At 65.0% G+C, this 13,689-nt stretch carries 13 protein-coding genes; 4 read left to right on the top strand and 9 right to left on the bottom strand.

Annotation, left to right across the window (positions count from 1 at the left end; genetic code table 11):
• Position 1 precedes the first annotated feature (1 nt).
• The 8 genes from BACI348_RS04210 to BACI348_RS04175 are packed head-to-tail and all read right to left on the bottom strand — an operon-like array spanning position 2 to position 9,074.
• A complete protein-coding gene (locus BACI348_RS04210; protein ID WP_159824094.1) occupies positions 2 to 1,450 on the bottom strand; it encodes a mannitol dehydrogenase family protein in 1,449 nt (482 codons plus the stop codon).
• A complete protein-coding gene (gene uxaC / locus BACI348_RS04205) occupies positions 1,447 to 2,847 on the bottom strand; it encodes a glucuronate isomerase (RefSeq protein WP_159824093.1) in 1,401 nt (466 codons plus the stop codon). The genes BACI348_RS04210 and uxaC overlap by 4 nt, the downstream gene beginning before the upstream one ends.
• Positions 2,848 to 2,851: 4 nt before the next feature.
• A complete protein-coding gene (locus BACI348_RS04200; protein WP_159824092.1) occupies positions 2,852 to 3,757 on the bottom strand; it encodes a sugar phosphate isomerase/epimerase family protein in 906 nt (301 codons plus the stop codon).
• A 4-nt stretch (positions 3,758 to 3,761) separates the two neighbouring features.
• Positions 3,762 to 4,928, bottom strand: coding sequence for a Gfo/Idh/MocA family protein (locus BACI348_RS04195; protein ID WP_159824091.1), 1,167 nt, complete (start codon positions 4,926 to 4,928; stop codon positions 3,762 to 3,764).
• The gene (locus BACI348_RS04190) at positions 4,925 to 5,773 is read right to left on the bottom strand and encodes a sugar phosphate isomerase/epimerase family protein (protein ID WP_159824090.1); all 849 of its coding nucleotides are present in this window, start codon (positions 5,771 to 5,773) and stop codon (positions 4,925 to 4,927) included. The genes BACI348_RS04195 and BACI348_RS04190 overlap by 4 nt, the downstream gene beginning before the upstream one ends.
• Positions 5,774 to 5,775: 2 nt before the next feature.
• Positions 5,776 to 6,699 carry a carbohydrate ABC transporter permease gene (locus tag BACI348_RS04185; protein WP_159824089.1) on the bottom strand — a complete coding sequence of 308 codons (924 nt, stop codon included), beginning with the start codon at positions 6,697 to 6,699 and terminating at the stop codon, positions 5,776 to 5,778.
• Positions 6,696 to 7,709 carry a carbohydrate ABC transporter permease gene (locus tag BACI348_RS04180; RefSeq protein WP_159824088.1) on the bottom strand — a complete coding sequence of 338 codons (1,014 nt, stop codon included), beginning with the start codon at positions 7,707 to 7,709 and terminating at the stop codon, positions 6,696 to 6,698. Before BACI348_RS04180 ends, BACI348_RS04185 begins: the two co-directional genes overlap by 4 nt.
• Positions 7,710 to 7,715: 6 nt before the next feature.
• On the bottom strand, positions 7,716 to 9,074 hold the full coding sequence (locus BACI348_RS04175) for an ABC transporter substrate-binding protein (protein ID WP_201298370.1): 1,359 nt from the start codon (positions 9,072 to 9,074) through the stop codon (positions 7,716 to 7,718).
• Positions 9,075 to 9,354: 280 nt separating this feature from the next.
• Between BACI348_RS04175 and BACI348_RS04170 the strand changes: the two genes are divergently transcribed.
• Complete coding sequence (locus BACI348_RS04170; RefSeq protein ID WP_236557421.1) at positions 9,355 to 10,347, top strand: LacI family DNA-binding transcriptional regulator; 993 nt, start codon at positions 9,355 to 9,357, stop codon at positions 10,345 to 10,347.
• Positions 10,348 to 10,408: 61 nt separating this feature from the next.
• On the opposite strand, the gene BACI348_RS04165 is transcribed toward BACI348_RS04170, so the two are convergent.
• Positions 10,409 to 10,753 carry a hypothetical protein gene (locus tag BACI348_RS04165; protein WP_159824086.1) on the bottom strand — a complete coding sequence of 115 codons (345 nt, stop codon included), beginning with the start codon at positions 10,751 to 10,753 and terminating at the stop codon, positions 10,409 to 10,411.
• Positions 10,754 to 10,867: 114 nt separating this feature from the next.
• Between BACI348_RS04165 and BACI348_RS04160 the strand changes: the two genes are divergently transcribed.
• From BACI348_RS04160 to BACI348_RS04150, 3 genes are all read left to right on the top strand, one after another.
• Positions 10,868 to 11,935 carry an NAD(P)H-dependent flavin oxidoreductase gene (locus BACI348_RS04160; RefSeq protein WP_159824085.1) on the top strand — a complete coding sequence of 356 codons (1,068 nt, stop codon included), beginning with the start codon at positions 10,868 to 10,870 and terminating at the stop codon, positions 11,933 to 11,935.
• Between the two features lie 198 nt (positions 11,936 to 12,133).
• Positions 12,134 to 12,754, top strand: coding sequence for a hypothetical protein (locus tag BACI348_RS04155; RefSeq protein ID WP_159824084.1), 621 nt, complete (start codon positions 12,134 to 12,136; stop codon positions 12,752 to 12,754).
• A 91-nt stretch (positions 12,755 to 12,845) separates the two neighbouring features.
• Positions 12,846 to 13,604 (top strand): YcnI family copper-binding membrane protein, encoded by a 759-nt coding sequence (locus BACI348_RS04150; protein ID WP_159824083.1) that lies wholly within the window; start codon positions 12,846 to 12,848, stop codon positions 13,602 to 13,604.
• Positions 13,605 to 13,689: the final 85 nt, after the last annotated feature.

Below are 13,689 nucleotides of genomic sequence, written 5' to 3'. Positions count from 1 at the left end.
TTCAGCTGTTCCTTTCAGAAATCAGGTGGGCAGGTGCGTCCGTGGCGGACGGGGCGGTGCTGGTGTCCTTGGAGAAGGTACCGCACTGGCGGGCTACGAGGTGGACGATGTCAGCGTCGCCTCCCAGCCCCTCGCTGACAAGGTTGAGGAGTGCGGCCACCCTCGCCGTTCCCTGGGTTTCCTGCGAAGCGGCGATCGAGGCGGACAACGGATCCTGGAGTTCTTTCTGTCCGGCGACGTAGTCGATCCACGCCGCAAGCATCAGGGCGCTGGCTGCACCGGACCGGCCGCCGGTTCGTTCGGCCATCAGGACCGGTACGGCCCTCATTCGAAGCTTCGTGGAGCCGTCGGCGGCAATCTGGGACAAATGGTGCGCGATCCGTCCGTTGACGAAACGGGCGCGGAGCGCTTCCCGGTACTCGGGAATGCGCAGGTCCGCTCCCTGCAGGTGTTCGGCGGCTTCATCCCAGAAAGCCTCCACGGCATCCCGGCACAGCGGGTCCGCCAGCGCCTGCGCCACGGTGGTGTGTCCCCGGAGCTGGCCGGCGTAGGCCAGGAGCGAATGGGCGCCGTTGAGAAGCCACAGCTTGCGGTTCTCGTAGGGCTCGATGTCGTCCACCACCACCGCGCCGGCGTCCTCCCAGCGGGGCCTTCCTTGGGGGAAATCCCCGCTGAGGACCCAGTTGCGGAACGGTTCCGCCGCCACCGGCGAGCTGTCCCGGTAGCCGCAGGACTCTTCCACCTCAGCGATATCGGCGTCGGTGGTCCGTGGGGTGATGCGGTCCACCGAGGTACTGACAAAGCTGACCTCGCGGTTGATCCAGCGTGCAAGCCCTTCGTCCCAGGCCTGCGCCAGTCCGGTGATGGCGCGCCGGGCCACCTCCCCGTTGCCGGCCAGGTTGTCGCAACTGACGACGGCGACAGGCCCCGCACCGGCGTCCCTGCGCCCGGCGAGGGCTGCAACCAGCCGGCCCAACGGCGTCGTCAGCGTTCCACTGTTTCCGGCGGTGTCCCTCAGCGCCCCAAGATCGGAGGCAAAGCCGGGAGCGCCGGCGTCAAAGGAACCGTTTGAGTCCAGTCCGTAGGCCGCCTCGGTAATGGTCAGTGTGACCATCGCCGTTTCCGGCGCCGCAACGAGTTCCCGGAGCCGTCCGACGTCGGCTCCGTCCACTGCCTCGGCAATGCTGCCAACCACTTCGAAGCTGTCCCCGGTGCCCGAACGTTCAATCAGCGTGAAGAGTCCGTCCTGCGCCGAGAGCGCCACGGCGGCATCGGGCCGCCGTCCGGTGAAGGCGGCAATGCCCCATTGAGCGCCGTCGCCGGCATGCTGTGTGTACCAGGCCTCGTGCGACCGGTGGAATGCCCCCAGCCCGATGTGGACAATCCGGACCGGCGCTTTCGGAACATTGACGAGCGTCCGGTCAAGGACGGGTAACCTGCTGGCGCTCACAGCTTGAACACTCTTCGCGGGGAAGAGTCCACGATGTCCACGATCAGTTCGTGCGCCCGCTCCTCGCTGATCCGGTGCTCCGCCACCAGGCGTGCCAGGAAAGCGGACTCGATCCGGCGCGAGGTGTCATGGCGTGCCGGGATGGAGCAGAACGCCCGGGTGTCGTCGATGAACCCTGAGGACCGTGAGAAGCCGGCTGTTTCCGTCACCGCGGAACGGAACCGCAGCATGGCGTCCGGCGCATCCAGGAACCACCAGGGGGCCCCGATGTAGACGGACGGGTAGAAACCGGCAAGCGGCGCAAGCTCGCGCGAGAACACGGTTTCATCCAAGGTGAACAGCACCAGGTGGAAGTCCTTCGCGGTACCGAAATCCTGCAGCAGCGGCCGGATGGCCTCGGTGTAGTTCACGGCGAACGGAATATCGTGGCCCGTATCGGCGCCGAAGGCCTCGAAGGTAGGGCCGTGGTGGTTGCGGTATGAACCGGGATGGATGGTCATGACCAGCCCGTCTTCCACGGACATCCTGGCCATCTGGTACATCATGTGGGCTTCGAAAGCATCGCGGTCCCCCGCAGTGGCCTTCCCGGCACGGGCCCGCTCGAACAGGCGCTCCGCGTCCGAATGGTCCAGCTTGAGGGTGGCCGGTGTGCGGACCCCATGGTCGGCAGACACGGCGCCGTTCTCCACGAAGTGGCGCCGCCGTGCTTCGAGTGCCCCGATGTAACCGGCGTATCCCGAATCACCCGGGCCTGCAGCGATCAGCCGCTCCACATTGTCCTGCCAGGCCGGGTGGGCGATGTTGAGGTACTGGTCGGGGCGGAAGGTGGGCAGGACGCGGCCTGCGAAGGCCGGGTCCTGGGCGAGGGCTGCGTGGCTGTCCAACGGGTCAAGGGGATCATCCGTGGTGGCCAGCACCTCGATGTTGAACTCCTTGAACAGCTGCCGCGGCCGGAAGCCCGGTTCGTTGAGCTTGGCGGAGATCGCGTCGTAGATCCTGTCGGCGTTTTCCGCCGTGGGCTCTTCGGACAAACCGAAAACGTGCTCGAATTCCTGCCGTATCCAGTACCCGGAGGCGGTGCCCTCAAAGACCGGCCAGGCGGCGCAGAAGTTGCGCCAGACCTGGCGGGAGGGCGCCGGTGAGTTCCCAAGGCCCAGCTGGTCCATGGGAACACCGCCTGCGTGGATGAGGCGTGTTACATAGTGGTCCGGAGTGACCAGGAGCGTGGCAGGATCGGGGAACGGCAGGTTCTGTTCGATAACCCCCGCATCCACGTGTCCGTGCGGGGAAATGATGGGAAGGCCGGCCACCTGGCTATAAAGGGACCGGGCTATCTGCCGGACACCAGGCTCTGCCGGCAGGAGCCGGTCCGGGTGGGCTGCAATCGACTGGGCCATGGCCTCAACGTGCCCCGGCCCCTGCGGTAAGCCCGGCGAGGGCCGCCGTGCGCCGCAGGTAGTCAAGATTGCCGGCCGTGCGTTCGGCGAGGGGAAGCTCGGTGGAGAAGTCTTCAACCGTGACCCAGCCGTCGTAGCCATGGGAGGCCAGCGCCCTGAAGTATTCAAGGACGCTGCCCTGCCCGGACTGCAACGGCGCCCATTCGTTGCGGAAGACTGCTGCGCCGGATTCGTCCGCCGTATCCTGGCGGACCCACACGGCGTTCTTGACGTGGATATGCGCCAGATACTCCCCGAGGAGTTCGAACGCGGGAAGGTAGTCCTCCTGGCCCTCGATCAGCAGGTTGCCCAGGTCATGGATGACGCCCACATGCTGGGGGTCCAGGCCCTCAAGCAGGCGCCGGGCAGAAGAAGCGGAGGCAGTGATGGTGCGGTGGTGAAGTTCCACCAGCGCCTTAACGCCGTGGTGGGCAGCCCGTTCCACCACCCACTCGAAGTCCCGGCGGGCAGCCTCGAACAGGTCGGGATACGGGATCCCGCTGGGCTGTTCGCCTCCCCATTCAGCCGTTCCCAGCGGCAGCGTGGTGACGCGGACCTGGCCCGCACCCAAGGCCGCCGTGGCGGCCAGCATGCGCTCAACGTCGTTGTGGTTGTCGCACCGCGCGTAACCGCCGATGCCGGAGAATTCAAGACCGGCGTCGCGGGTGATCCCTGCTACCCGCTCAAGGTTGTCCTCAAGGCCTTCCAGCGGGATGGTCGCCTTGTTTCCGGCCCAGAAACCCGGTTCGGCCGCCTCTGCCTGGTCCGTGATGCGCCACTCGATGCCATCCCAGCCCTGGGCCGAAAGGTGGCGTACGGCTTCTTCAGGGGTCCAGTCGGGCGTGGAGGCTGTGAATACTGAAAACTTCATGGCGTCAGGCGCTTTCTGTCGAAGTGTTGCCCGTGCGGACTTCAAGGTCGTTGTACTTGCCGGCCAGGACGTCGTCGAACAGCACTGCCTGGTTGAGCGTCGCTGACACGTAGACCGCGCGGACGGTGGCCAGGGCGTTAACCGCGTCGCTGACGGTGACGCCCGGCTGGCGGCCTTCGGCGATGGCCGCCAGGATGTCCCGGTACTGGCGTACGTGGCCGGCCGGATAGACCGTCGGGTCCTTGGCTTCATAGTCCTCGGCGGGGTACTTCGCCAGTTCTTCGGAGGCCTGGTTGCCTCCGCCCTGGAGCCCCATGTCCGCCGAAGCCCCGCCGGCGTCCTTGGTGTGGAAATAGTGCAGCTGGTCGTTGTCCACCACTGCCGATCCTTCCGAACCCATCACCTGGACCCGGACCGTCAGGCCGGGGTATGCGGCGGTTGTGGCGTGCAGCACGGCGAGGCCGCCGTTCTCGAACGTCACGGTGGCAACGGCCGTGTCCTCCACCTCAATGCGTTCATGTGCCAGGCGGGCGGTGTGCGCGTGGATCTCCACGGGCCGTCCCATGAACCACAACAGCAGGTCAACTGTATGGACTCCCTGGTTCATCAGGGCTCCGCCGCCGTCCATGGACCAGGTACCGCGCCAGTCACCGGAATCGTAGTAGCCCTGCCCGCGCCACCAGGCAACCGAAGCGATGGCGGAGGTCAGCCGGCCGAACCGGCCCTTCGCCACTGCGTCCGCAACCACAACGCTGGACTGGTCAAAACGGTGCTGGCTGATCACCGAGGCCACCACGCCGTGGCGCGCGGCCTCATTGGCAGCAACCTCGATCTCCTGGGCGCGGTTGAGGTCCACGTCCAGCGGCTTTTCGATGACAACATGCTTGCCGGCGGCGAGGACTTCGAGGCCCTGCTGGATGTGCAGCCCGCTCGGAGTGGCCAACGCCACCAGGTCGATCTCGGCCGCAGCAAAAGCCTCCTCGAGGGTGGCGTGCACGGAGGGCCGCGGGCGGCCGCTCTTCTCGATGAAGTCGGCAAGGGCTTCGGCCGCGTCAGGGATTGCGTCCACGAGCGCCACGATGCTGGCCTCGGGGAACTCGTGCAGGGCGGCCGCATGTGTGCGGCCGATGACGCCACAGCCTGTGATGGCGACCTTCAATGTCTCACTCATACTGTCTTGACTCCTGCTTCTGCGGTTACTTTTGCAAAGGCCCGGGCAGCGATGCCGAATGCGGTGGGACCGGAGAATCCGCCGAGGCCGTGGGCACCGGCGAGGTGCGGCTCCAGGGAGGCGAAGCCGGTGAAGCCGTCCGCCTTGAGTGCCTCCACTGTGCGCAGGACGTCGCCGTCGCCCTCTCCTGCCGGAACAACATGCCCATTGGAAAAGAGGGCATCCTTGACCTGCAGGTACTCCAGGTGCGGGCGCAGCTTTTGATACGCCTCGTCAAAGGGTTTAACGCCAACCTGCACAAAGTTCGCAGCGTCCCATGCCACTTTCAGTGCCGGCGAATCCACGGTTTCGATAATGTCCAGCACACGGTCCGGAACGTCCCCGAAAATATCCTTCTCGTTTTCGTGCAGCAGCACTACGCCTTCCTGCTCTGCGACGGCGGCGAGCGCCCGCATCCGTTCGATGACGGCATCACGGATGCTGGCCACCTGGACGGTTTCGCCGTAGTAGAAGGAGAAGATCCGGATGTACTTTGCGCCGAGAACTTTGCCGGCGTTCACTGCACGGCGCAAGCGCTCCACCTCGTGTTCGACCGGAAGGCTCACGTCAACCTTTCCGATGGGAGAAGCGATGGCCGAAACCTTCATGTCCTTCTCTTTGAGCAGCGTGGCCAAGGCCTGCAACTGGTCATCGGACAGGTCCACGATGTTCGTGCCCCAGGCGCTCCGAACCTCGATGTGATTGGCGCCGAGGGCCTGCAGCACGGCTATCTGCACCGCGGGGTCGTCGTCGATCTCGTCTCCGAACCCGGACAGGGCCCATTCGGTCTGGGTGGCTGAAACCATGGTTACTTAACTCCTCCGGCGGTGAGCCCGCCAACTAGATAACGCTGGAAAATCAGGTAAAGAATGACTACGGGGGCGGCACATACCAGGGCGGCCGCCATCATCTGGCCGTAGAACGGGATGGCACCGCCTTCCTGGGATGCGCCGAAGATCTGCAGCGCCACCGCCGCGGTCTGGCTTTCGGGCCGGGTCATCACGGAGGCGAACAGGACGTCGTTCCACCCCAGGAGGAAAGCAAAGATTCCGGAGACCACAATGCCGGGCCAGCTCAGCGGGAGGATGATCTTGAACAGAACACCCAGGTTGCTGGCGCCGTCGATCTTGGCGGCTTCCTCAAGTTCCTTGGGAAGGCCCCGCAGGTACGTGACCATGACCCAGGTGGAGAACGGCATGGCGAACGTCAGGTAGGTGACGAAGAGGCCCCATTGCGTTCCGATGACCTGGATGCCCAGATACGTGGATGCAGAAGAGAACAGCACGAACACCGGAAGCACCATGAGGGTGCCCGGCACCGACTGCAGGGCCAGGAGACCGCGCAGGATGGTCAGCCGGCCCCGGAAGCTGTAGCGGACCAGGACGAACGCCGTGGAGACGGACAGGGCCGCTGAAACAACAGCTGTTGCACCTGCCACCAAAACGCTGTTGGCGAGGCCGGTCGCCAGTCCCACGCTGGTCCAGATCTTCGAGTAGTTCTCAAGGCTGAAGCTTGACGGCCAGAATTCTCCGTTGGCTACACCGATGTCCGAGTTCACGGAAGCTAGGAAAATGTAGAACACGGGGATCAGCACGAGGGCACCGAGGAACACAAGGATGATGGTGAGCAGGGGCCCCGGGAGCAGCCGCAGGACTTCGTGCTGGCGCTTGGAGCCCGGACGCGGAATGTCCGCCGTTGCCGTGCTCCGCCGGGCGGCAGTGGAGGTGCTCATTTCTTGGCTCCAGGTGACTCGGCGTCGTCCAGCTTGACGGCGCGCAGGTAGACAAACAGCGGAATGGCGATCAGGACCAGGGAAACGAAAGCCATGGCCGCGCTCAGCCCGAAACGGAAGCTTTGGAAGCTGGTGACATAGGTAAGGATCGGCAGGACTTCCACGTCGGCCGGGGCCGGAACTCCAAACAGGACGTAAGGAAGCGTGAAGTTGTTGATGTGGTGCAGCATGCCGATCAGGAACGCGAGGGCGAGCGGCCCTTTCAGGTAGGGGAAGATGACGTAGCGCAGTTTGTTCCACCACAGTGCGCCGTCCAACGCTGATGCCTCGTGGACCTCGTGGTCAACGGACTGCAGCCCGGAGAGTGCGAGCAGGTAGATGAAAGGCCAGGAAGCCCAGATCTGGACCAGCACCAGCGTCCAGAAGGTCTGCGGTCCGTTCAGCCAGAGGCCAGCTTCAATGCCGACGGCCCCCAGTGCCTTGTCCACAATTCCGTCCGGCTGGAACATGGTGCGCCAGACGGTCGCCACCACGAACGACGGAAGCACGTAGGGGATCAGGAAGATGGACCGGATCACGGCCCGTCCCTTGAATGCGTTCTGTGTAGCGACGGCGGCAGCTATGCCCAATGGCAGGGTCACGGCCATTGCCAGCAGCGAGTAGCTGACGCTCAACCAGGTGGCGTGGAGGAGGGGCGAGGACGTCAGGGCTTCGACGAAGTTCTCGACGCCGATGAAGGGCGAGCTGATCCACTTCCGGAGGGTGTACTGGTCAAGGTTGAGGGTGGACATATAGATGCCCAGCAACAGCGGCACGACGATGATGATGATCATCAGTGCACCGCCCGGGATCAACATCCACAGGGGACGGTTGCGTTCGCTGAGGCCTTTGCGGCGCGGGCTCTTCGGCCCTCCGGGCTCTTGGCCCGCTACCTCAGCGGCGGAGTGTGCCGCCCGGCTTGCGGCGGACTCCGCCGCAAGCCGGACTTCATTGGATGCGTCAGTCGACATCAGAACTTATCCCTTGGATGCCCGGTCCAGGGAAGCCTGGCCCTTGCTCTGCGAATCCTTGATGCGTGCTTCGAGGGCAGAACTGTCCACCTTGCCGGCGGCAAGGTCCGGCACGGACTGCACCGTGACGTTCAGCAGGCCAAGCTGGATGTCTCCCCAGGCTCCGGTGAAGGGGGTCGCCTTGGACTTGGCGGCGGCGTCCGTGATTGGCTTGAGCTTCGCATCCCCGGCCAGTTCCTTCAGGGCCTCGGCGTTGGCCGGCAGGTCGCCGAAGATCTTCTGGTAGTTCAGCTGCTCCTCTTTGGAGGTGATGAGCTTGATGTACGCGAAGGCCAGGTCCTTCTGCTTCGAGTAGTCCGCCACCACGAGGTTGTCGCCGGACAGGATGCTTGCTGCGTCTTCGTTCTTGGAGCTGGACTCGCCCGGCGGGACCGTAGGCATCAGTGCGTACTCGTACTTGCCCGCGACCTCCGACTTTTCAAGGGTGGGAAGCGAGCTTGAGGTGGTCATCATCAGGTAGCCGGCCTTGCCGCTGGCAAAGGCGGCAACGGCGTTGCTGTTGCTCCACCCCACGGAGGCAGGGTCAACGATCTTGTCCTCGGTCAGCCAGCCGAAGTAGGTTTCGTAGGCTTTCTTGACGGTGGGATCATCGAGCTTGAGCTTGCCGCCATCCACGATCGGGTTGCCCGCCTGGACGGCCATTGCCCAAATGAACTTCCAAGGGTCGAAGTTGTCCTTATAGCCGGTGGCCAGGCCGTAGACGCCGTCCTTGGTCATCTTCTTCGCCTGCTCCGCAAGCTCATCCCACGAGGTAGCGGGCTTTTCAATTCCAGCGGCAGCCAGCAGTTCCTTGTTGTACGCCATCACGAAGGGACGGCTGACAAACGGGATGCCGGCCTGGTGCTCCTCGTCCGGGCCGGAAATGCCCAAGGCAGCCTTGTTGAACCGGTCCTTGCCGCCCACCTTCTTCCAGTCGTCGTCGGACAGCGTTACGAACGCCTTGGTGGCAAAAGCTGTGGGGGTGAAAGTGGTTCCGAGACCGTAGACGTCAGGACCCTGCCCGGACACCACTGAAGTCTGGATGCGGGTGAGTTCATCGTTGGCCGAGGCGAAGGTTTCGAACTTCACGTCGGCGCCGGTTTCAGCCTTGAATTTCGCGGCGATGTCGCTCTGCCACTGCTTCTGCTGTTCCGGGTACTGGCTCAGTACGCCGACGAGGACGTTCAGGGTTTTGCCTGTGCCATCCACCTTCCCGTCCGTGCTGGTGGAAGTGTCAGTGGATCCGGAGCCGCCACCACAGCCGGTTAATGCCAGTGCTGCTGCCACCACAATTGCCGCGAGCCCTGAAGATGATCTAAACCTCATTGTTTTCTCCTCTTGGACACCCACATGGCCACAACGTCAAGTGGCGCACATCACTGCAGGCGATCGGAACTCAGTCTAGGAAGAAGGCAATCGTTGCGGCAAGCGGTTGCCAAAAGTTGCCAAAAGATGTTTTGATAAGGGAAGGTTCCGCAGCGGGAACTCATCCTCAGATCGAGTCCCGGGCGCTCCAGCCGGGCGAAAGGAACCGGCGATGGCCACGGTTACACCTGAACCAGGGGCCAAAAAAGTGCCAGCGGCAGGACACCCGAATCCGGAACGCATGCCAACTATCCGCGATGTCGCACTGCTTGCAGGAGTGGCCACGTCAACGGTTTCCCGGGCCCTCTCCAAACCAGAACGGGTCAACAGGCATACAAGGGAACGGATCGAAGCAGCGGCGGCAGAGCTTAACTACGTGCCAAGCTCACAGGCACAGGGACTTAGCTCGGGCCGCACCAAGGCTGTAGCCGTTCTGGTGCCGGATATCACCAACCCGTTCTATTTCGATATCATCCGCGGCACTCAGCACCAGCTCAAGGCAGCCGGCTACACCCAGCTTCTGGTGGACACGGAAGAATCCAGCGAAATGGAACTCGACGCCCTGCATAAGATGAGACGTTCCGCCGACGGCTTCATCCTGGCAGCGTCCCGCCTGACGGACGCGCAACTTGTTGAAGTATCCGGGACGCAGCCCCTGGTGACCATCAACCGGGCGTCCACCAGCACGCCTACCGTGGTGATTGACACCCCCTCCGCCATCATTCAGGCCCTGGAACACCTGGCATCCCTGGGGCATCAGCGAATCTGCTACGTCAGCGGGCCGCCCACTTCCTGGTCCAACCGGGCGCGGTGGAAGGTTTTCGAGGAAGAGTCGACCAAACGGGGCATGGAAACCCATCACATCGGACCATTCACGCCAAAAACCACTTCAGGTGCCGCCGCGGCAGATGCGGCCGTGCGGACCGGAGCCACCGCTTGCATTGTTTTCAACGACCTGCTTGCCATAGGCATGCTCCAGCGGCTTCGCGAAAGAGGCATCCGGGTGCCCGAGGACATCAGCATCATCGGATCCGACGACATCTTTGGGGCTGATTTCTGCAATCCCCCGCTGACCACAATCGCCAGCCCCATCGAACAAGCGGGCCGCGTGGCCGTGTCGATGCTGCTCTCCCAGCTGAATCCCATTCCTGGCCGTGCCAGCCGCCAACTGGCAGTTATGCCGACGCACCTGACCATTCGCGCATCAACGGGACCCGCGCCGGCCCACACATAGGCAGGTCAATGAAAGCCCCGGCGGCTGCGGCAGCCGGGGCTTTCATTGACAATGGTTGCGGCTAGAGCCGGTCCGTCCTGTCGTCGCCCTTGTGGGTGGCTCCGCGAAGGTTCTCCTGGACCTTGCCGAACAGGTCCTTGATAGTGGATTCGGCGTTGGAAATGACGTCCACCGGCACGTACACATCGTGGTTGAGAGGCAGGTCGTATTCGTCCTTGAGGTGGGTGCCGTTGCCTACCCCCTTCAGTGACAGGTAGACCATCGCCTCCGTCCGGGCGATTCCCGCGAGCTTGCCGAAAACGATCGTGAACTCGTTGGGCTGGAAGCTGATGGTCTGGCCGATGTGGCTTCGGCTAAGTTCACCAGCGGAAACAACCTTTTCCGACTGGCTTCCGGTGTATTCCATAACTACTCCTCAGGATCGCCGAGCATTACGCCTGCAGTCTAGCGTTGCCGTCTTGGGACGGTACATAGTGCAAGACTGGGACCACGCCAGCAGCCACACCACCAGGAGCCTGCCATGACAGCCATCCAGTCCCCTTCCGCCAGCAACAGGTTCACGAGCCTCCTGAACATCGACGTCCCCGTGGTGCTTGGCCCGTTCGGCGGCGTTTCGTCCGTGGCCCTCACCGCTGCCGTGAGCGAGGGCGGCGGACTGGGTTCCTTCGGGCTGTACGGGTTCGACGGCGGTGCGATCCGCAAGACGGCAGCCGACCTTCGAGCGGCGACGGGGAAGCCGTTCGCCCTGAACCTGTGGGTGCCCAACGGCAGTGAAACCGCCTCTGTACCGCCCGAGGATTTCGCACGCTACAGCGCCGTCCTGAAGCCCTACTTCGACGAGCTCGGCCTTCCCCTCCCCGACATGCCGCCGCGGTACATGCCGGAGTTCGGCGAGCAGGTGGAGGCGACACTCGAAGCGGGTCCCGCCGTCGTCAGTTTTGTCTTCGGCGTACCTGCCCCGGAAGTAGTGGAGGAGGCCCACCGCCGCGGAATCAAGGTGGTGGGGACGGCCACCTCCGTTGCCGAGGCAGTGGCACTTGAAGCAGGCGGGGTTGATGCCGTGGTGGCCAGCGGCATGGAGTCCGGCGGCCACCGGGTGTCCTTCCTGAAGCCCGCAGAAGAGTCGCTGGTGGGGACGGTCGCGCTGGTTCCCCAAGTGGCCGACGCCGTGTCCGTCCCGGTCATCGCCGCCGGCGGCATCGCGGACCGCCGCGGTGTTGCTGCCGCCCTGGCACTCGGCGCTGATGCCGTGCAGGTGGGAACGGCGTTCCTCGCCACCCGGGAATCGGCTGCCGTGCCCGCCTACCGCGATCTCCTGCACAGTCCCGCCGCGGCACACACCGTCCTGACCCGCACCCTCAGCGGCCGGCTGGCCCGCGGCATACCCAACCGCCTCATCGCCGGGCTCGAAGAAGCCGGCACTATTGCGCCGTTCCCGGTACAGAACTGGCTGACGGGCCGGTTCCGGCCGCAGGCTGCCACCCAGGGGAACACGGACCTGATGTCCCTGTGGGCCGGCCAGTCGGCCCCGTTACTCCGGCACCACACGGCAGCCGAGGTGCTCGCCGAGCTGCTGGCGGGGGCCTGACGGCAGCCGAGCAGCCGCGCGCCCTCCGACATTCCAGGCAGGCGTTGCAGGCAGCCGGCGTCACCTGCAGGCCGCGTAATCCTTTTGCCAGTGGCCCGTCCGGCACCGTACCAGCGCCGAATCACCGGTAGAATCTGAACGTTGTCCGGCCGGCGCTCCGTGCGCGCGCCTGGCTCCGGAACCGGGAAGGGAGGATCCGTGCGAACACAGCGTCCGCGTGCGCCCTTCCATCTCCTCCGCGCGTCCGCCGTGGCCACCGTCATCCTGACCCTTGCCTCCGGCGCCCACGTTGCCGGTGGCGGAGAATTGCCGGCTCCCGGCATTTTGCTGGCCATCCTGGCATTGACCACGCTCGGCAGCACCACCGCCACCCGCCTGCGGCTGGGTTTTCCGGCCATGGCCGCCCTGCTGGGCATCGGCCAGCTGGCGCTGCACGGGCTGTTTACCGCCTTTGGTCCTCCAGCCGCAGCGGCCCCGGCCGCAGCAGCACTCCACGCAAGCCACCTCACCGGCGCTGACCTGCTGGCTCCGGCGGTCCACGTCCACGCCCCGGAAACGGCGTCCGGGCCGCTGATGCTGGCCGCGCACGCACTGGCGACGCTGGTCTGTGCGCTCCTGCTCGCCAAGGGCGAGGAAGCACTGTGGGCACTGGCCGCCTGGCTGCGGCCGCTGGCGGCCCTCCCCTGCGCGGTGGCGCCCGGCGGCGGTCCGCCGGCTTTCGTCTCCTTTCCCTCGTCAGCTGCGCCGCTGCGTCCGTGGCGGAACCTCCGGCAAGACAGCCGGCGCGGCCCGCCTTCCGGCGTCGTACTTTCCCTTTAGAACCGCCCCCGCACTTCCGCCGGCGGCGGCACCCCACACTTTTGCGCGCCCGTTCCTGTTCCCGGTGGGCGCGCGCCGGAAAGGCAACCCCATGAACACCTCAGCACTTCGCCGTACCCTGAAAACCGCTGCCGCCACCGGAGGCGCCGCCGCCCTGCTGCTCGCCGTTGCGGGCGGGGCCTCGGCCCACGTCGGCGTGACGCCGGACAAGACCGACGCCAACTCGTACGCCCTGCTCACCTTTGGGATCCCGCACGGCTGCGACACCTCGGGCACCACGAAAGTGGCCATCACCCTGCCGCAGGAACTCAACGACGCCCAGCCCACCGTTAATCCCAACTGGACCGTGGAGAAGGTCACCGAGCAGCTGGCTGAACCGAAGAAACTTGCCGACGGAACATCCATCACCAAACGGACCAGCCAGATCGTCTACACGGCCAAGGCGCCGCTGGACCACGAACTGCGCGACGCCCTGGTGCTCTCCGTGAAGCTCCCGGACGCTGCCGGCAGCACGCTGTACTTCCCCACCCTGCAGAGCTGCGAGACCGGGCAGACGGACTGGTCCGAGATCGCCAAGGACGGCCAGGATCCGCACTCCCTGAAGGCTCCGGCCCCCTCAATCACGGTGACTGCGGCAGCGGGCACCGGACACGGAGAAGCCTCCGCAGCATCGGATGCGCACTCCGGTGCCGCCGTGTCCACCGAACAGGCATCGGTGACGGACAGCGGCGCGGACGCCCGCAGCTGGGCGGGTCTGGCGGCCGGCATCGGCGGCCTGGTGCTCGGCGGTGCGGCGTTATTCCGCAGCGGCGCGCGCCGCAAGGCGCCGGCCGACGCCGCAGCCAAGTAGGTCGTCGGCTTTGATGCCCGGATCATCACGATCCGGGCATCAAATTGCCGCGCCACCTCCCCGCATCGTTGACGCGGCCCACCGC

The organism is Arthrobacter sp. 9AX (assembly GCF_902506095.1).
GTDB lineage: Bacteria > Actinomycetota > Actinomycetes > Actinomycetales > Micrococcaceae > Arthrobacter.
This window is presented reverse-complemented; position numbering and strand designations above follow the sequence as displayed.

What these genes read in the sequence shown, in the direction of transcription:
- uxaC (WP_159824093.1), bottom strand. Translation starts at nt 2,847, where the DNA reads ATGGCCCAGTCGATTGCAGCCCACCCGGACCGGCTCCTGCCGGCAGAG.
- BACI348_RS04200 (WP_159824092.1), bottom strand. Translation starts at nt 3,757, where the DNA reads ATGAAGTTTTCAGTATTCACAGCCTCCACGCCCGACTGGACCCCTGAA.
- BACI348_RS04195 (WP_159824091.1), bottom strand. Translation starts at nt 4,928, where the DNA reads ATGAGTGAGACATTGAAGGTCGCCATCACAGGCTGTGGCGTCATCGGC.
- BACI348_RS04190 (WP_159824090.1), bottom strand. Translation starts at nt 5,773, where the DNA reads ATGGTTTCAGCCACCCAGACCGAATGGGCCCTGTCCGGGTTCGGAGAC.
- BACI348_RS04185 (WP_159824089.1), bottom strand. Translation starts at nt 6,699, where the DNA reads ATGAGCACCTCCACTGCCGCCCGGCGGAGCACGGCAACGGCGGACATT.
- BACI348_RS04180 (WP_159824088.1), bottom strand. Translation starts at nt 7,709, where the DNA reads ATGTCGACTGACGCATCCAATGAAGTCCGGCTTGCGGCGGAGTCCGCC.
- BACI348_RS04175 (WP_201298370.1), bottom strand. Translation starts at nt 9,074, where the DNA reads ATGAGGTTTAGATCATCTTCAGGGCTCGCGGCAATTGTGGTGGCAGCA.
- BACI348_RS04170 (WP_236557421.1), top strand. Translation starts at nt 9,355, where the DNA reads ATGCCAACTATCCGCGATGTCGCACTGCTTGCAGGAGTGGCCACGTCA.
- BACI348_RS04165 (WP_159824086.1), bottom strand. Translation starts at nt 10,753, where the DNA reads ATGGAATACACCGGAAGCCAGTCGGAAAAGGTTGTTTCCGCTGGTGAA.
- BACI348_RS04160 (WP_159824085.1), top strand. Translation starts at nt 10,868, where the DNA reads ATGACAGCCATCCAGTCCCCTTCCGCCAGCAACAGGTTCACGAGCCTC.
- BACI348_RS04150 (WP_159824083.1), top strand. Translation starts at nt 12,846, where the DNA reads ATGAACACCTCAGCACTTCGCCGTACCCTGAAAACCGCTGCCGCCACC.